Here is a 19548-nt window from a genome sequence, read left to right as displayed (position 1 = left end):
AAATTTAAAGGGGGTTTCGGCCTCCTTTTTTGCTTTGTTTCTTATAGGATGAATTTAATGAGCATTTAACCCACTCTAAACTCCTCCTGGTGAAACATGATTAAAATACTGCATCTTTCAGACATTCATATGGGTAGCGGTTTTTCTCATGGAAAAATCAACCCCAAAACAGGATTGAATACACGTTTAGAGGATTTTGTCAATAGTTTAAGCCTTTGTATTGATAAAGCCATTGATGAATCTGTAGACTTAGTGTTATTTGGAGGTGATGCTTTTCCCGATGCGACTCCTCCGCCTTTTATTCATGAAGCGTTTGCCAGTCAATTTCGTCGTCTAGCCGATGCTAACATTCCCACAGTTTTATTAGTTGGCAATCATGATCAACATTCTCAAGGAAATGGCGGGGCCAGTCTTTGTATCTATCGTACCCTAGCCGTTCCTAAATTTATTGTCGGCGATCGCATTTCTACCCATCGCATTACGACACCCAATGGCGATATTCAAGTTCTGACCCTTCCTTGGTTAACCCGTTCTGTACTATTAACCAATCCTGAAACCGAAGGATTATCCCTTGCTGAAACTCACTCACTTCTCATTAGCAAATTAGAACCTATTTTAGAATCCGAGATCCGCAAACTTGATCCCGATCTTCCGACTATTTTACTCGCTCATCTAATGGCTGATCGCGCTAATTTAGGTGCAGAACGTTTTTTAGCCGTCGGAAAAGGGTTCACTGTTCCTATTGCCTTATTACATCGCCCTGAATTTGAATACGTTGCATTAGGACACGTCCATAAACACCAAAACCTAAATCCAGCGAATGATCCGCCAATCGTTTACCCTGGAAGTATCGATCGCGTTGATTTTAGCGAAGAAAAAGAAGAAAAAGGCTATGTCATAATCAACGTCGAAAAAGGTCAAGTGAATTGGGAGTTTTGTTCTTTACCCGTCAGAAAATTTTGTACCATTGAGGTCGATCTTTCAGAAAAAGAAAATCCTCAACAAGTACTCATTAAAGCAATTGAGAAAAAAGACATTGAGGATGCAGTAGTCAGAATTATCTATAAAATTCGTTCTGAACAAATCGAATCAATCGAGATGAGTGCCATTAATGAAGCCTTAAAACCCGCACATACTTATAGCATAAAAGCCGAATTAATCAGTCAATTAGCCCGCCCTCGACTTCCAGAACTAGGACTAGGAAATACTTTAGATCCATTAGAAGCACTAAAAACCTATCTCAATAATCGTGAAGATTTAAGAGATTTAGTCGGTGATATGGTTGAAGCAGCACAAAATTTACTCAATCAACAAGAAGAAATCATGATCGAAGTCAATCCCGAAGAACCCGAAACGGTCGTTGTCTCGTCTCCTAAATCACCTAAAACCCAACTCAGATTATTATAAGTTCTACAATATCAAAAACATTAATGATATTAATTGAAAATTAGCAAGCTCATCTTCATCGAAGCTGTCTTCTTTTGCGCTAATCTGTAAAAGAAGTCATCAGTCTACCCAAAACTCACATGAAACCCAGAGATGTACAAGTTAGTCCCGTCGCAGCAAATACCATCGTGCTTCGTTCAAGGACATGGGATAGACTAAAATTTGAGATCGAATACGGTCTACAAAAAGGAACAACCGCTAATAGCTATCTGATTCAAGCTCAAAAGATTGCTTTAATTGATCCCCCTGGTGAATCTTTTACATCGATTTTTATCAATGCTTTAAAAGAAAGAATTGACCCTAAAGCAATTGATTATGTCATTCTCGGTCATATTAATCCCAATCGGGGTGTTACGCTAAATGCTTTATTAGATATTGCCCCACAAATTACATTTATTTGTTCTAATTTGGGTTCTATTTCTTTAAATAAAATCTTAGAAGACAGACCCCTAAAGATTCAAGTTGTTAAAGGTGAAGAAACAATTGAAATAGGGTTAGATCATCAACTCGAATTTATCCCCACTCCTAACCCGCGTTTTCCTGATCAACTCTGTACCTTTGACCGAAAAACACAAGTTTTATATACCGATAAACTATTTGGGGCCCATGTTTGCGGGGATCAGATTTTTGATGAAGGTTGGAAAATATATACAGAAGATCGTCGTTATTATTTTGATTGTTTACTCGCCCCTTATGCTAAACAAGTGACAACAGCATTAGAAAAATTAAGTGATAAACCCGCTAAAATCTATGCTACAGGACATGGGCCACTGGTGAGATATGGGTTAGCCGAATTGACCCTATCCTATCAAGAATGGCTGAATGCTCAAAAATCCCAAGAATTCTCCGTAGCCCTGATTTATGCTTCAGCTTATGGCAATACAGCAACTTTAGCCCAAGCGATCGCACGAGGCATTACTAAAGCGGGGGTTGCAGTAGAATCGATTAATGCAGAATCGGCCGATCCAGATGAAATTAAAACCGTAGTGCAAAAAGCAGATGGTTTTATCTTCGGTTCTCCTACTCTAGCAGGACACGCCCCCACCCAAATTCAAACTGCTTTAGGAATTACTTTAGCCAACGCGGATAAGAATAAACTAGCGGGGGTGTTTGGTTCCTTTGGTTGGAGTGGTGAAGCGATCGATTATCTCGAAACAAAACTTAAAGATGGGGGTTACCGTTTAGGGTTTGAACCCATTCGGGCTAAATTTAAACCCACCGACGCAACCCTAAAAACCTGTGAAGAAGCGGGAACCGATTTTGCTCAAGCTATCAAAAAAATGCAAAAAGCGCGTAAACCTAAAGCATCGGTGAGTGAATCACAGTCAGCGAGAACCGAACAAGCATTAGGGCGGATTGTTGGGTCATTATGCGTTGTTACCACCCATCAAGGGGAATTAGGCGGGGCGATGTTAGCCTCTTGGGTATCTCAAGCAACTTTTAACCCACCAGGTTTAACCATTGCTGTTGCCAAAGAACGCGCGATCGAATCTTTACTTTATTCTGGAAATACCTTTGTACTGAATGTTTTAGAAGAAGGAAATCACATCGGTTTGATGAAACATTTCCTTAAACCCTTTGCCCCTGGAGAAGAAAGATTTGGTGATTTAGCAGTAGAAATAGCCGATAATGGTTCTCCCATCCTTAAAGACGCTTTAGCTTACGTTGAATGTCGTGTTGAAAGTCGGATGGAATGCGGTGATCATTGGGTGGTATATGCAATCGCACAAAAAGGCAAAGTTCAACACGAGGGACTCACTGCGGTTCACCATCGTAAGTCTGGAAGCCATTATTAATGACTGAATCTAGAACGCGATATACTGATAGGCTAATCATGAACTTTTAAAGTGATCCAATCATCTATATTAAAAGCTAGATTATGATGGATGATTGACAAGCGACGGAGGCAAACAAGAACCGTGAATTTACCCGAATTAATTACTAAAGGTGGCCCAGCAATGTGGCCGTTAATTTTTCTTTCTATTCTTGCTTTGAGTACTATTATCGAACGGATTTGGTTTTGGACTAAAACATTACTCAATGAAAGAAAAATTTTAACGCAAATTATGGAAACAGCATCCCGTAACTGGGAAATTGCCGCAAAAGTCGCTAGAGACTATCGGGAACATCCGATCGCTAAATTTCTCTACGCACCCTTAAAATTAAATAATCCAGAACCCGATGTTTTTCATTTTGCTTTAGAATCCGCCGCCGATGATGCTCTATCTTCAATGAGAAGGGGTGATAAAATCCTAGAAGCCGTGATTGCGCTTTCTCCCTTACTCGGACTCCTTGGCACGGTATTAGGGTTGATTCGTTCTTTAGCGAATATTCAAATTAGTGATTTAGGAACTTCTTCGACCACTGGAGTTACTCTCGGAATCAGTGAATCATTAATTTCTACAGCAGCAGGATTAATTGTTGCAATTGTCAGTTTAGCGTTCTATCGTTTATTTCAAGCACTCTGGTTTAATCAAGTTCGCATTTTTCGTAAAGCAGGAAGTGATCTAGAAGTGATTTATCGTCAAAAATGGCTAGACCCTGATGACAGTCATTATGCTTTACGGAGTAACCGCGACCCCATCGAAAAAATAGAGCAATAAACCCTTTTTAAGCTCGTTGAGACTATAAAAAATTTTCTATGTCTAATTCAACACGTCAACCCAAAAATTCTTCTAAAAAGTCTTTTTCTTCGCGTCCTCTCAGATTTTGGCAAGATGAACAATCTAATCAGAGTGAAGTGAGGATAGAAATCATACCCTTAATTGACGTTATTTTTTGTATTTTAACTTTTTTTATTTTAGGGGCAGTGGGTTTATCTCGTCAGCAAGCGATTAGTTTAGATTTACCGAAAGCGAGTACGGGAACGGCTCAAATGCGGGAAATGTTAGTGGTTAGCTTGGATGATTTTGGACAAGTGTATGTCGAACAACAACTGGTGACGCGTAATCAACTGTATGAAGCGATCAAAAACTATCATCAGTTTAATCCTGGGGGGTTAATGGTACTGAATGCTTCAAGAACAGCCAGTTACAATGAAGTGATTCAGGTATTAGATCTGCTCAGACAAGTCGGAGGCGATCGCGTAGCTTTAGCGACACTGCCTGGCGATAATACCTCGGGGGGGATAACACCCTATACCAATACAAATCCAATTCCAAACATGAATAACCAGCAACCTTTCCCCTCTAGTCCTAATCCTTCATTTAATCCCGCCGCGCCTTCGGTGCCAATTCCTCCAGCTATAAACAATACTCCGCAAACAACACAAAAGGCACTACCAGGGAATTAATTAAGAGTGAATTCGATGAGATAGTAGCTGCTCTTCTAGTGCAGCAATTCGATGATAAGCAGCCGTTAATTGGGCCGTTAAACGCCTAATCTGAATATCAGTTGACCAATTTGCGTCATTACCGCTATTGGTCATACTATTTTGGTGCGTCTCATCTTGTAAAATATCCTTGTGATCCATCATGCCCAGAGAATATGAACCACTGTTAGAATCAGAAATCATCCAAGTGTCTGTTTCTGCGCGATATTGCTGTTTTTCTTCACGTGACGCTTGTTTAGTAGACATCAGTGCCGTTATTTGATAATTCATTCTCTCAACCATGTCATAAAGTTGCTCTACTTTACGGTTGAGGTTGATCAGTTGTTGTTGTGTACCATCCATAGCAAACCTGACTATAAAAGTTATTTTTTCCATGCTAGGCTTAAATTAGTAAATCTTTAAACAAATCCCGATTCATTAACGATTCGCTGAATAGTCTTAAGCAAAATTTAAGATTTATCTTTCAAAAATAAATATTTTTAATAGCTGACCCTGCATTGTCTATGCTAACTCGTCGTTCTTTTTTATTAGGTGCTGGAACATTAACACTATCGGCTTTAAATTCAGGTTGTAATGCTACAACAACTGATTCTTTACGAGTTTCATTGCTACAAGGGTCAATTCCGCCACAATTAATCCAGCAATTTCGTCAAAAACTGACTAAACAAACCCAGATTTCGATTATACCCGAAGCACAATTACAAGATGTTTTAGACTTATTACAAAAATGGCAAAAACAAGCCAATCAACCTACACAAACACAAAGATGGTCAATTCCTTTCATTTCTCCTCAAAAATCTCCTGTAGCTGATTTAGTCACTCTTGGGGATGCTTGGTTAGAGACAGCAATTCGAGAAAAACTGATTGAACCCCTCTCACTCAAACAATTATCGGGTTGGAAGAATTTACCCCCTAGCTGGCAAGAAATTGTACAAAGAGATGCAACGGGAAAACTCAGTTTAACGGGACAAGTTTGGGGGGCACCCTATCGATGGGGTACCACGATGATCGCCTATCGTCAGGATAAAATTAAATCTATGGGATGGGAACCGAAAGACTGGTCAGATTTATGGCGACCAGAGTTAAAAAATCGTATTTCTTTAATTGATCAACCTAGAGAAATTATCGGTTTAACGCTTAAAAAACTCGGTTACTCTTACAATACTACTGATTTAGCTGCTATCCCTCAATTGAGTTCAGAATTAAACGATTTACAACAGCAAGTTAAGTTTTATAGCTCTGAACATTACTTACAGCCTTTACTCTTAGGTGATACTTGGTTAGCAGTGGGTTGGTCTAGTGATATTCTATCAATACTATCGCGTAATCCTTCTATTAAAGCCGTTGTTCCCCAATCAGGTACATCATTATGGGCTGATTTATGGGTTAAACCTGCATCAGTGATGAATCGTGATGATTTGTCCCTGATTGATCAATGGATTGATTTTTGTTGGCTTCCTCAAGCCGCTTCTTTAATTTCTTTATTTACAAAAGGGCTATCCCCTGTACTTTTAACTCAACAAAACGAGAAATTACCAAAAGAGATTAAGCAAAATTCCCTTTTATTTGTTAAGCCAGAAATTTTGGAAAAGAGTGAATTTATATTGCCATTATCGGCAAAAAATCAGCAAATATACTTAGATTTATGGAAGCAGATGCGTCAATCTTGAGATAGCTTCAGTAATTTTACGGATTTCATGAACACCGTTAAATGATTAAATTTTTCTAAACAATAAATCTGAACTTTATGAAGTTTTTTAAATAAAAATTCATTAAATTCTCTCTTGACAGGATAAATTCTTCGTAAGTTATACTGAAATAACAAGTATGTCTTGATTCAAGACAATACTTGAATAATTTTTGTTTCGTAATATAAAAATCAAGTAGTGTTGATTTGAAAAAAATTAATTTTAAACATTAAAAAAAAGAATTGTTCAGAGAATTTTTTGAGAAAAGGATGTGAGTAGTGAGAAAAGTCACAAAACAATTAGGATGGATTTTTGGCGCGATACTCGGACAATTGTTATTGAACAATCTCCCAGTACAAGCAGTTTCATTGAACAGAGTCGATCAAATCTCGCAACTATTTGTATTTGGTGATAGTTTGGTTGATGATGGCAATCTTTATGAGCTTACAGGTGGTCAATTTCCCTCTTCTGAAGATGGCTACTATCAAGGGCGTTTTTCCAATGGTAGAGTTTTTGTTGAAGATCTGCCAGATGATCTTAGAATAAATGGCTATGGAAGATCAACGCTAACGTATAACTCAGATAATAATTATGCGATCGCTGGGGCGGGAACAACCTATAATTATTTTTTAGAAAATGATCTGGGATTAGATCATCAAATAAATCATTTTTTAAGTGGTCAATTCCCAGTATCTGCACAAGCTCTAAATCAAACGGTTTCGACTCCATCAGTTGATGAAAATGCTTTATACCTGATTGCCGCAGGAGCAAATGATTATCTACCGTATGATAATCAATGTAATTTTTCTTATGACGAAAATGAAGCAGGAGCAGTTATTAATATAGTGACTCAGAATCTAGCTCAAAGTGTCACTCAACTAAGTAATGCAGGGGCTAGAAATTTTGCTGTAACGGGTTTAGCTGATTTGTCGATCGCACCAGAATACGCTGGATGTAGTCAAGAGAAAAGAGAATTTTTAAAAAACATCTCTCTACAACATAACTTGATTTTAGAAGCAGCATTACAAGTTTTAGAAGAACAACAAGGAATAGACGTTACTTTCCTCGATCTCAATAACATTTTACAAAGAAGTATTCAAAATTTTTCTAATACACATGATGCCTGTATGGCTCATCCTCAAGAATGTACTAATCCCGATCAATACTTGTTTTGGGATGAAGTACATTTGACCGCCCAAGCTCACACCATTCTAGCTCAACAGGCAGTCGAGTCATATCGCGAGAGAAATGGACAAGAGGCATCAATTCCCGAACCCGATCTGATTTTAGGCTTATTCGTCGTTGTTGGATTAGGTAAATTCCTCAAACGCTAACCCTTTTGTGATTTTTTTGTGCTGATGGCTAAGGTAATAACTCAACTCGCTTGTAACGCAACAATAAAGCGAGAAATTTTTATTTTAAAAACTTATCAATGTGATTAGTAAAATTAATTAAATAGTATCAAATTATAATGATTGATTTAATATTTTAAAAACTTATCAGTATCATTACTTAAATTAATTTAGTTAATTTGAGCTTCAATAATCGACTTTTTAACCTTTGCTCTGTACTCTGACTATGAACTAAATACACATTTCTTAATCACTCCTTAGAAAGAAAGTCGTCAAAAAATGTAGCTCAACCCTAATTATTATTAAAACATTTCCTATAAAAACAGTACAATATCAAGCTTTTACAAAATGTAGAACAGCTAGCAAGGGGTTTTTGTTGCTTTTTTTAAGGCTTTCTAAAAAAAAACTTAAACAGAGAGCAATCTATGTATCAATTAAAACATTCCCTAAACCAGAACAGTGAAAATCTAGTTGATTTGCTACGTCAAAGAGCCGTGACCCAATCAAATGCGATCGCATATACATTTTTAGGAGATGGCGAAAACATTACACTAGAACTAACTTACAAAGAACTTGATCAAAAAGCTCGCTCGTTGGGTGCCTTGTTTCAAAACTTAGGCTTGAAAGGAAAAAGAGCCTTATTAATGTACTCACCAGGCATTGAATTTATTACTGCTTTTTTAGGCTGTTTGTATGCAGGAGTCGTTGCAGTCCCCGCCTATCCACCGCGTCGTAACCAATCTCTACAACGGTTACAAGCTATTATCGAAGACTGTCAAGCCGAAGATGTCCTAACCACCAGTTCAGTTTTAGAAAATATTGAACATAACCTCGAACAACATCCCCAACTAACCTCTCTACGTTGGTTAGCCACCGATAAACTGGTGAGTCGTCTAGCCACCACTTGGCAACCCTCACCCATTGATGAAAATTCTCTAGCCTTTCTTCAATACACCTCTGGTTCTACAGGAAACCCCAAAGGAGTCATGTTAACTCATGGCAACTTAATTCATAATCTATCGCTGATTCATCAAAATTTCGGACACAACGCCAACAGTAAAGGAGTCATTTGGCTACCTCCCTATCACGACATGGGTTTAATTGGTGGTGTACTACAACCCCTTTATGGTGGTTTTCCAGTTTCCTTGATGTCTCCAGTTGATTTTCTACAAAAACCCGTCCGTTGGTTAGAAGCCATTTCACGTTATGGTGGCACCACAAGCGGCGGCCCGAATTTTGCTTATGAATTATGTGTGAATAAAGTTACTCCCGAACAGATGGCGAATTTAGATCTCAGTAGTTGGGAAGTGGCTTTTACAGGGGCCGAACCTGTACGCGCTCAAACTTTAGAACAATTTAGTGAAAAATTTGAACAGGTGGGTTTTCGTCGTGAAGCTTTTTATCCTTGCTACGGCATGGCAGAAGCAACACTCTTTATCACAGGTGGTAAAAAAAGTCAAGCTCTAGTTTTGGAAACAGTAGAAGAAAAAGCTTTAGAACACAATCAAATCGTTAGAAGTATTGCAGTCGGTTCGGGAACCAAAACCCTTGTAGGTTGCGGTCGTGCCTCGGCTCAGTGTAAAGTTGCGATCGTTGATCCTGAAACAAAAACCCTATGTACAGCTAACCAAGTCGGTGAAATTTGGGTGCAAAGTGAAAGTATTGCGGCAGGTTATTGGCAACAAATTGAGAAAACAGCAGAAACGTTTTATGCAGAATTACCGACAGAAAAAGGTTATTTTCTACGGACTGGTGACTTAGGATTTATGCGAGAAGATGGCGAATTATTTGTGACAGGACGACTCAAAGATGTGATGATTATTCGCGGTCGCAACCACTACCCGCAAGATATCGAACACACGATCGCGTCCGTTCATCCCGCTTTAAAAAGTAGTTATGGTGCAGCCTTTGGGGTAGAAATTGCTGAGGAAGAAAAATTAGTGATTGTTCATGAAATTGAACGGACTTATTTAAAGAAAATTGATTTTAAACAAATCAGATGGGATATTCGGCAAGCTTTGACCGCGCAACATGGTTTACAAGTCCATGATATAGTTTTGTTAAAACCAGGTAGTATTCCTAAAACATCTAGTGGTAAAATCCAACGTTTTCGGTGTCGGGAAAAGTTTTTAGCTGGAACATTTGAACCCTTAGAAAACAAAGCCGCGACTCATGAACAAACCGCTAAATCTAAAGTTCAATCAATGTGGGGTGTGACGCAAGCCGTTTAGTTTTTTATGATTAAAATATGACCAATTCATCAGAAAAACAACTTACTTCTATCCCCATTTCGGTTAAACCGACAATGATAGCGGCTAGTGACTCAATTAGAGCCATTAAACGCCGTTTTATTTTATCTTTATGCTCAATCTCCCTCTTAGGCTTAGGTGTCGCAATTTATCAAATTTTTAGCTTAGAGGTAACACGTCTGAGCGTAATTATTTTTCTTGTGATGTATATTTTATGTGGTCTAGGAATTACTGTAGGCTTTCATCGTTATTTTGCTCACAGAACTTTTAAAACAACTCGTTTCATTGAGATTTGTTTAGCAATTTTAGGATCAATGAGCGCACAAGGCTCGGTGGTAGCTTGGGTCTCGGTTCATCGCTGCCATCATCAGTACAGTGACTTAGAAGGTGATCCTCATTCTCCTCATCTAAAAGGTGAAGGTATTAAAGAACGTTGGCAAGGTTTATGGCATTCTCATTTAGGGTGGCTACTTGATGACAAATTACCAAATTCAATGATTTTTGCTAAAGACTTAATACAAGATTCAATAATTGTTCAAATTAATCGTTTATATATATTCTGGATTGTTTTAGGCGTACTAATTCCCTCCGTACTAGAAGGGATTTTAACTTGGAGTTGGTACGGGGCTTTTCAAGGTTTTATTTGGGGCGGAATTGCTCGTTTATTTTTTTCTTTTCATGGTGGTTATACGATCAATTCTATTGCTCATCTTTTTGGACAGCGTCCCTTTGTGAGTAAAGATCAAAGCAGAAATAATTTTTGGTTAGCTCTACCTACTTTGGGCGAAGGATGGCATAATAATCACCATGCTTTTCCCAACTCGGCTCGATTTGGGTTGCAGTGGTGGCAAATTGATTTAGGTTATGGATTAATTTGGATACTCAAACGATGCGGTTTAATATGGGAAGTAAAAGTACCTAATATAGGCATGATAGAAGCCAAACTCGTCAAAGTTTCCTAAAATATTATTTATGAATAGTTTTTCTACTTCTAATTCGGAAAATACAGTTTCTTCCTCTATTCAAGATTGGCTAATTGCTTATCTGGCACAACTTTTAGAGGTTGAGCCACAAGAAATAGATCCTCAAACCCCTTTTGAACGTTATGGACTTGATTCATCAGCGATGGTTGTGCTAAGTGGAGATTTACAAGAATGGTTAAAATGTAAGTTAGATCCGACCTTATTGTATGATTATCCAACCATTGAAGCTTTAGCGGAACATCTAGCTCAGAGTTAATATTTTTAAAGTCTGACTTTTTAGCTCAATTTATAATGACACCTATTGCTATTATCGGTATCGGTTGTCGCTTTAAGAGCGCAAATAACCCAGAGGCATTCTGGGAACTTTTGAAAAATGGAATAGATACCATTACTGAAATAGAGCAGACTCGATGGGATATTAATCAGTATTATGCGCCAACTGCAACCCCTGGGATGATGACTACTCGTTGGGGTAGTTTTTTGGAAAATATTGACCAATTTGAGCCAGAATTCTTTCAAATCTCCCCCAGAGAAGCCGAACACCTTGATCCTCAGCAACGATTACTCTTAGAGGTATCGTGGGAAGCTTTAGAGAATGCAGGTATCGTTCCCCATCAACTGAAAAAAAGTCTTACTGGTGTTTTTGTGGGGATTAGTCATGGAGATTATCAACGGCTCATTGAACGAAATCTGAGTAATATTAATGCTTATAGTGGCACAGGGACAGGTTTTTGTATTGCGGCCAATCGTTTATCCTATTTATTGGATTTAAAAGGGCCTTCTTTGTCGGTAGATACAGCGTGTTCATCTTCTTTAGTAGCACTTCATTTAGCCTGTCAAAGTTTAAATGTTCATGAATCAAATCTTTGTTTGGTTGGGGGTGTTAATTTAATTCTGTCTCCTGAAACAACGATCGCATTTTCTCAAGCTAAAATGATGGCATCGGATGGACGGTGTAAAACTTTTGATGCGTCAGCCGATGGTTATGTCAGAGGCGAAGGCTGTGGGGTTGTCATTCTCAAACGTTTGGAAGATGCTCTTAGAGATGGGGATAATATTCAAGCTATGATTCGTGGGACAGCCATTAATCAAGATGGTTTAACCAATGGATTAACGGCACCCAATGGAATATCACAACAAGCGGTGATCCGTCAAGCTCTACAGAATGCTGATGTTTTACCCTCGGATATTACTTACGTGGAAACACATGGGACGGGAACTGTTTTAGGTGATCCGATTGAAATTAAAGCATTAAAAGCGGTGTTGATAGAAGGGCGAGTGCAAGATCAATCCTGTTGGTTTGGTTCAGTAAAAACTAACATTGGTCATCTAGAATCAGCCGCAGGAATGGCAAGTCTGATTAAAGTTATTTTATCCCTACAACATCAGCAAATTCCCCCTCATCTGCATCTTAATCAACTCAATCCCTATATTTCCTTTGCAGATACTCCTTTTTCTATCCCGACACAACTTCAAGCGTGGCAAACAAATAATCAAACTCGTTTTGCGGGAGTTAGTTCATTTGGTTTCGGTGGTACAAATGCTCATCTAATTTTAGAAGAAGCCCCAAAACCAACAACAAACCCAAAATTATCGCGCCCTTGGCATCTATTTACGCTTTCGGCTAAAAGTGAACCCGCTTTACAAGATTTAGTGAAACGGTATCTGGATTATTTATCAGAACCGTCTATTAATTTAGCGAATCTTTGTTTTAGTGTTAATACAGGTCGCACTCATTTTAATCATCGTCTAGCCGTTTTGACGCAATCTACACAACAATTACAACAAAAGCTAGAAGCTCATTTTAATAAAGAACATCCGCCGAAAGTTTTTTATAGTGAAATTACTCGTCAAAAAAAGCCTAAAATAGCTTTTCTCTTCACTGGGCAAGGTTCGCAATCTTGGGGAATGGCTAGGCAATTATATGAAACCAATTTTATTTTTAAACAGACTTTTGATCTGTGTGATGAAATCCTCAAACCCTATTTAGAGCAATCTTTAAAAGACGTTTTATATACTGCTAGTGAGCATCAACTGATTCATCAAACCCTTTATACGCAGCCCGCTTTGTTTACCATAGAATACGCTTTATGTCAAGTTTGGCAAGCTTGGGGAATTAAACCAACCGCAGTCATGGGACATAGTGTTGGAGAATATGTTGCAGCAACGGTAGCAGGTGTATTCAGTTTAGAAGATGGATTAAAATTAATCGCTCAACGGGCTTTCTTTGTGCAAAATCTGCCTTCAAATGGTGCAATGTTGGCTATTATGGCAGATGAAACCACTGTTAGACAATTTATTGAGCAAGATTTATTACAGATTGATATTGCAGCAATTAATCATCAAAGAAATACCGTTGTATCTGGAGAAAAAAATGCTCTAGAAGTCTTGAAAGAACTTTTAGAAAAGCAAAACATCCGCACTCAGTATTTAACCGTTTCTCATGCGTTCCATTCCCGCTTGATGGCACCTATTTTAGAAGAATTTGAACAAGTAGCCAGACAAATCACATATCATACACCTCAAATTCCTTTGATTTCTAACTTAACAGGTGATGTAGCAACAGAAGAAATTGCTACGGCTAGTTATTGGTGTCGTCATCTGTTAGAACCAGTACGCTTTGCTAATAGTATAAATATACTACAAGAACAGAGCATGAAAATTTTTCTTGAAATTGGAGCTAAACCGATTTTACTGGGAATGGGACGACAATGTTTACCAACACATGATGGATACTGGCTACCGAGTTTACGACCTGAACAAGATGACTGGCTACAATTATTAGAAAGTCTTGCTATGTTATATACAGCAGGAGTACCTATTAATTGGAATGCGGTTGATCAAGATTATGCGTTGTGTCGTCTTCCTCTACCAACCTATCCTTTTCAACGCAAGCGGTACTGGTTTAGCGAAAATGTTCCACAAACGCGATCGTCAGCCTCCAATTCGATTAATTATCTTATTGAGCAAGGGAAAACAGAAGAATTATTATCTTTTCTTCAAAAAAATCATCAATTTTCCACAGAAGAGTTACAGGTATTACCCAAACTACTAGAAATTCTTAAACAGCTTCAACAACATCAACCACCGTTTCATCTTCCACCATTAGAAGACTGGTTATATCAAATTCAATGGCAAGAACAAACCTTACAAAATAACAATATTGTAGCTACACCAAAAACCTATCTTATTTTAGCTGACACTCAAGGATGGGGAAAACAACTAGCAGAAGTTTTACAAATTCAAGGAAATATTTGTATTTTAGTTTATCCTGAGCAAGTTTGGCTCGAAACAACCGTCAAAATTGATGTAGTTATTTATCTTTGGGGTTTAGAAGCATCTAATGAACAGATGAATCTTGATTTATTAGAACAAGCACAAATTTTCACTTGTCGAAAACTTTTGGAGGTAATTCAAACTCTATTTAAATATCAAACTCCTCAACTTTGGCTAGTGACGAAAGGAAGTGTATCGATTAATGATTCTATTCCTAATTTAGCTCAATCTTTCTTGTGGGGAATGGGAAAAGTTATTGCTTGGGAATACCCAAAATTGTGGCGAGGTTTAATTGATTTGGACGGCAATTCATCCTCAGAACAAATTAGCCAATTAGTCACAGAAATTACCACCCAGTCAAATGAAAATCAAATTGCTTTCCGTAATAGTAAACGCTTCGTAGCGCGTCTTGCTAAAGCTAAATATTCGGTTCCTCAAACGATTCCTTTAAAATCAGAAAGGACTTATCTTATTACGGGTGGTTTAGGTGCATTAGGAATAAAAACGGCTCAATGGATGATTAGTAAAGGTGTTTGTCATTTAGTTTTAATGGGAAGAAATAAACCTTCATTAGATGTCATCTCGCTACTCTCTCAGTATCAACAACAAGGGAGCAATATTCAAGTTATTCAAGGGGATGTATCTAGACGAGAAGATGTATCTAGAGTTTTAGAAATCATTAAAAAAACAATGCCATCTTTAGCGGGTATTATTCATACAGCAGGGGTTTTAGATGATGGAATTCTAGCCGAACAAACTTGGGAAAAGTTTCAGCGAGTGATGTTACCCAAAGTACAAGGCATTTGGAATTTACATGAGTTAACTAAAGATATAAATTTAGATTTTTTTGTTGCTTTTTCTTCTCTAACATCGGTATTAGGTTCACCTGGACAAAGTAATTATGCAGCAGCTAATGTATTCATGGATACTCTAATGCAATATCGTCAGATTTTGGGTTTATCTGGATTAAGCATTAATTGGGGTTTGTGGAATATTTTAGGAATGAGTGCATCATTAACAACTTATCAGCAAAAACGTTTAGCAGAAACAGGAATTCAAGCAATTTCAACTGAACATAGTTTGTATATATTAGAACAGCTTTTAGGTAAAGTGTCTGGACAAATCGGTGTATTTTCTATCGATTGGTCGATTTTTAAAAACCAATTATCGGAAATTCATCAAGCATTTTTAGCAAACTTTATAGCGGCACCACTTGAAGCTCAAAAATCGATTTTATTCAAATTAGAGGAAGCTAAGAAAGATGAAGTATTTGATGTATTATTAGTCTATCTGCGAGAACAAGTAGCCAAAGTGTTAAAACTTGATTCTGAGGTTAAAAATAATGATACTCTAAATAGTCTTGGTTTTGATTCTTTGATGGCTGTTGAGCTTCGTAATCAAATCATTAAAGAATTAGATGTACAATTTTCAGTCGAACAAATTTTAGCTGGAATAACCTTAAGTGAATTAACGCAATTAATTTTAAATAAAATGGTTTTGGCACAAATGACTGCTCAAAAAGTAGAGAAAAATGAGGAAGAAATAGAGGAAATTATTATATGAGTTTACAAGAATTACTAAGAGAACTTTCAGAAAAAGGGGTACAACTCTCGTTAGAAAATAATAATCTACGAATTCGTGCTGCTAAAAACATTTTATCAGAAAGTAATCGACTTCAACTGACCGAATATAAAGCAGAAATTATTAAACTTTTAGAACAAGAATCTATCAAAGAAAAACCGATTCAACCGATTTCTAGAGATTTACCTTTATCAGTATCACTAGAACAAGAAAGATTATGGCTGGCTAATCAATTAGTTACCAAAAATGTTGCTTATAATTTAATACAAGCTATTCGAATTCAAGGTAAGCTAGACATTAGTATTTTAGAAAAAAGTATTAATAGTATCTTACAACGTCATGAAATTTTACAAAGTACTTTTGGTATTAGAGAAGGTAGAATTAGTCAAATTATTAATCAGTTTTTTGTAAATTTAGTTGTAGAAAATGGACAATTAAGTGATTTAAGTAAAATTGTTGATACCGAAGCTCATCAAGCTTTTGATTTAGAAAATAAACATTTATGGCGTTTTAGAGTTTTAAAAATTACTGAGGAAGAACATATTTTAATTATTGCTTTTCATCATATGATAGGCGATATTTTATCAACTGGTATTTTCATTAAAGAAATTGCTAACTTTTATCAACATTTTCTTAATGGTAAAGATTTAGTTTTATCAGACTTATCGATTCAATATGCTGATTTCGCTGCTTGGCAAAGACAAGAAATTGATACAGAAAATATTCAACAACAATTACAATACTGGAAAACAGAATTACAAGTAATTCCACCTAAATTAACACTTCCTTATGATTTTTCTGATTTAAATATTTCTGATGTTCAAGGAGAGCATCAAACATTTACTTTATCTAGAGAACTTTGGTCAGAGTTAAAACGATTTAGTCAAGTACATAATGTTACTCCTGCCATTATTCTTTTAGCTACATTTGAGATTTTACTTTATCGAATTTCTCAACAAAAAGATATTATTATTGGGTTTCCAACGTCAGGACGTTTTCATTCTCAAGTAGAACCTTTAATTGGTTTTTTCGCTTACCCTTTACCTTTTAGAATCAATTTATTTAATCATTTAACTTTTCAAAATCTATTAGAGCAAATCAAAAATAAAAATCTAGAAATTACTAGAAATGATACTATACCGTTTAGTAAAATTATTGAACAAATTAAAAGTAAATCAGGTGTATTTCAAGTTTTATTTAGTACTTTTTTAGGAAAACAATTAGACCCAATTTCAACGACAGAATTAACTTTTAGATTATTACCAGAAGCAAGTCGCACACCAACAGATTTAGATTTACTTTGGTCGCTTTATGAAATAGAAGAAGAATTACATGGTGTGATTGGCTACAATAAAAATCTGTTTAGTGCAGAAACCATACAAGAATTTATTCAATCTTATAATCAGATAATTCAACAATGTTTAACTCAGCCAGAACTAGACATAAATAGCTTTAAATTAACGGAGAGATTAGAATCAAAAGTAAAAACCTTTCATGAGTCTAATCAAAATTCTAAATTAGTCATTGCTGCTACTTTTACTGCCGAACCAATTAGCGATTCAATTAATTTTTGGTTAAAGGAGTTAAATTTATCTTATCAATTAGAATTTGCTCCCTATAATCAAATTTTTCAACAATTATTAGACCCTGCGAGTTCATTGAATAAAAATAAAACTGGAATTAATTGTATTATAATCCGCTTTGATGATTGGCTAAGATTTCAGAAGCAATCAGATAATATTCTACAAAGTCTAGAGCGAAACTTACAAGATTTTATTTTAAGTTTACAAAAATTCTCTCAACAGAATACACTTCCTTTGTTAGCTTGTATTTGTCGATCTTCTCTTCAAAATCTTTCAGCAGACGTTTTACAGAGTTTAGAAAATGTATTAATTTCAGAACTATCTAAACTTAACAACGTTCATCTTGTTACTTTTTCTGATATAGCTAATTTGTATTCAGTTGAAGATTATTATAATACTATGGGTGATGAATTAGGACATATTCCCTATACAATCGATTTCTTTACTGCATTAGGTACAACAATCATTAGAAAAATTGATGCTTTAAAACGGTCGATTTATAAAGTAATAGCCTTAGATTGTGATGATACATTATGGCATGGTGTTTGTGGTGAACAGAGTGTAGATGAAATTATAATTAATCGTAATTGTATTAAGTTACAAAATTTTCTGATACAACAGAAAAATAATGGTATTTTACTTTGTATATGTAGCAAAAACACTGAAGAAGATGTTAAAAAAGTTTTTGACCAGCATTCGGAGATGAAGTTAAAATGGTCTGATTTTGTTGCTGTACGCATTAACTGGCAAGATAAATCAAGTAACTTAAAATCTTTAGCTAAAGAACTGAATTTAGGACTCGATAGCTTTATTTTTATTGATGATAACCCTGTAGAATGCGCCGAAGTTAATAATCATTGCTCTGAAGTTCTAACTTTGCAATTGCCAAAAAATAGTGAAAACTTGGAACAGTTTTTAAAGCATTATTGGATATTTGATGATGATAAAATTACGACAGAAGATGTACAAAGAAATACTTTTTATCGAGAAAATGTCCAACGTCAGCAAGTTTTAGAGAACGCTTTGACTTTGGCTGACTTTATCAATAGCTTAAATCTTCAAATCGATATTTCTCCATTAGAGAATGAACAACTTTCTAGAGTCTCGCAACTGACACAAAGAACAAATCAATTTAATGCGACAACCATTCGACGAACTGAAACTGAGATTCAAAATTTATTAAGTCAAGGTTATCAATGTTTAACTGTAAAAGTGCAAGATAAATTCGGTGATTATGGTTTAGTAGGAGTAATTATTTATTCTGAAATAGAAAACACTTTAAAGATAAATACTTTTTTACTAAGTTGTCGAACACTTGGACGCGGTGTCGAATATCGAATGTTAGCTGAATTAGGAAAAATAGCTTTAAACAGACAATTAGAATGCGTGGAAATTGTCTATCAAGCAACCGCTAAAAATCAGCCTATTTTAAACTTTTTACAAAAAATTGGTGCAATTTATCAAAATGAGTACATTTTTCGTTTTCCGACAGATTACGCAAGACAAATCACTTATCAACCCGATAGCGAGTTAACACCTGTAGCAACAGCAACAGAAAATCAAACCTTACCTAAAATATCAGCTAATTCAAGCTTGTATCAGAATATTGCAACAAATCTAACAACATTGGAACAAATTAAGCAAGCAATTTTATCTAAATCTAACAAGACTCAGACTAGACCAAATTATGTTTCTCCACGAAATGAAATAGAAATTTCTTTAGCTAGAATTTGGGAAGATTTTCTAAAAGTTGAAAAAGTTGGGATTGATGATAACTTTTATGAACTCGGTGGCGATTCGATATTAATGATTCAAATAGTCTCCCAAGCGAAACAAGACGGTTTAGAAATTACTCCCATTCAAATTTTTGAACATCAAACTATTGCTGAATTAGCTACAATTATCAAATATACAGAATCAGTTATTGCCAAACCCATTCAAAACACAATAGTAGATGAAAGTCAAGAATTAGACACAAATAGTTTTACCCCGTTAGATTTTCCTGATGTCGATTTAACTCAAGAGGAACTTGATAATCTTTTATCTTCTTTAGAATAGG

At 36.1% G+C, this 19548-nt stretch carries 12 protein-coding genes; 11 read left to right on the top strand and 1 reads right to left on the bottom strand.

Going from position 1 to position 19548, the window contains the following annotated elements:
- Positions 1-96: 96 nt before the first annotated feature.
- The 4 genes from sbcD to CFPU101_RS13120 all read left to right on the top strand — a co-directional run bounded on the left by sbcD (position 97) and on the right by CFPU101_RS13120 (position 4738).
- Positions 97-1407, top strand: a complete 1311-nt coding sequence (gene sbcD / locus CFPU101_RS13135; RefSeq protein ID WP_206815795.1) for an exonuclease subunit SbcD — start codon at positions 97-99, stop codon at positions 1405-1407.
- A 119-nt stretch (positions 1408-1526) separates the two neighbouring features.
- On the top strand, positions 1527-3242 hold the full coding sequence (locus CFPU101_RS13130) for a diflavin flavoprotein (RefSeq protein ID WP_206815794.1): 1716 nt from the start codon (positions 1527-1529) through the stop codon (positions 3240-3242).
- Between the two features lie 162 nt (positions 3243-3404).
- Positions 3405-4049 carry a MotA/TolQ/ExbB proton channel family protein gene (locus CFPU101_RS13125; RefSeq protein ID WP_206815868.1) on the top strand — a complete coding sequence of 215 codons (645 nt, stop codon included), beginning with the start codon at positions 3405-3407 and terminating at the stop codon, positions 4047-4049.
- 38 nt (positions 4050-4087) lie between these two features.
- Positions 4088-4738 (top strand): biopolymer transporter ExbD, encoded by a 651-nt coding sequence (locus CFPU101_RS13120; protein ID WP_206815793.1) that lies wholly within the window; start codon positions 4088-4090, stop codon positions 4736-4738.
- Here CFPU101_RS13120 and CFPU101_RS13115 read toward each other — a convergent pair whose 3' ends face one another.
- Entirely contained in the window at positions 4739-5119 is a 381-nt protein-coding gene (locus CFPU101_RS13115) for a hypothetical protein (protein ID WP_206815792.1), read from the bottom strand.
- Positions 5120-5280: 161 nt separating this feature from the next.
- On the opposite strand from CFPU101_RS13115, the gene CFPU101_RS13110 reads away from it, so the two are divergent.
- From CFPU101_RS13110 to CFPU101_RS13080, 7 genes are all read left to right on the top strand, one after another.
- Positions 5281-6447 carry an extracellular solute-binding protein gene (locus CFPU101_RS13110; protein WP_206815791.1) on the top strand — a complete coding sequence of 389 codons (1167 nt, stop codon included), beginning with the start codon at positions 5281-5283 and terminating at the stop codon, positions 6445-6447.
- 296 nt (positions 6448-6743) lie between these two features.
- Positions 6744-7799 (top strand): SGNH/GDSL hydrolase family protein, encoded by a 1056-nt coding sequence (locus CFPU101_RS13105; protein ID WP_206815790.1) that lies wholly within the window; start codon positions 6744-6746, stop codon positions 7797-7799.
- Between the two features lie 443 nt (positions 7800-8242).
- Positions 8243-10048, top strand: a complete 1806-nt coding sequence (locus tag CFPU101_RS13100) for a fatty acyl-AMP ligase (RefSeq protein WP_206815789.1) — start codon at positions 8243-8245, stop codon at positions 10046-10048.
- 17 nt (positions 10049-10065) lie between these two features.
- On the top strand, positions 10066-11028 hold the full coding sequence (locus CFPU101_RS13095; RefSeq protein ID WP_206815788.1) for an acyl-CoA desaturase: 963 nt from the start codon (positions 10066-10068) through the stop codon (positions 11026-11028).
- Between the two features lie 10 nt (positions 11029-11038).
- A complete protein-coding gene (locus CFPU101_RS13090; RefSeq protein ID WP_206815787.1) occupies positions 11039-11305 on the top strand; it encodes an acyl carrier protein in 267 nt (88 codons plus the stop codon).
- Between the two features lie 35 nt (positions 11306-11340).
- Complete coding sequence (locus CFPU101_RS13085; protein ID WP_206815786.1) at positions 11341-15888, top strand: type I polyketide synthase; 4548 nt, start codon at positions 11341-11343, stop codon at positions 15886-15888.
- The gene (locus CFPU101_RS13080; RefSeq protein WP_206815785.1) at positions 15885-19547 is read left to right on the top strand and encodes an HAD-IIIC family phosphatase; all 3663 of its coding nucleotides are present in this window, start codon (positions 15885-15887) and stop codon (positions 19545-19547) included. Before CFPU101_RS13085 ends, CFPU101_RS13080 begins: the two co-directional genes overlap by 4 nt.
- Position 19548: the final 1 nt, after the last annotated feature.

Source organism: Chroococcus sp. FPU101 (assembly GCF_017312365.1).
GTDB lineage: Bacteria > Cyanobacteriota > Cyanobacteriia > Cyanobacteriales > Microcystaceae > Chroococcus.
Note: the sequence above shows the minus strand (reverse complement) of the source record. Positions and strands in the feature narration are given on the sequence as shown.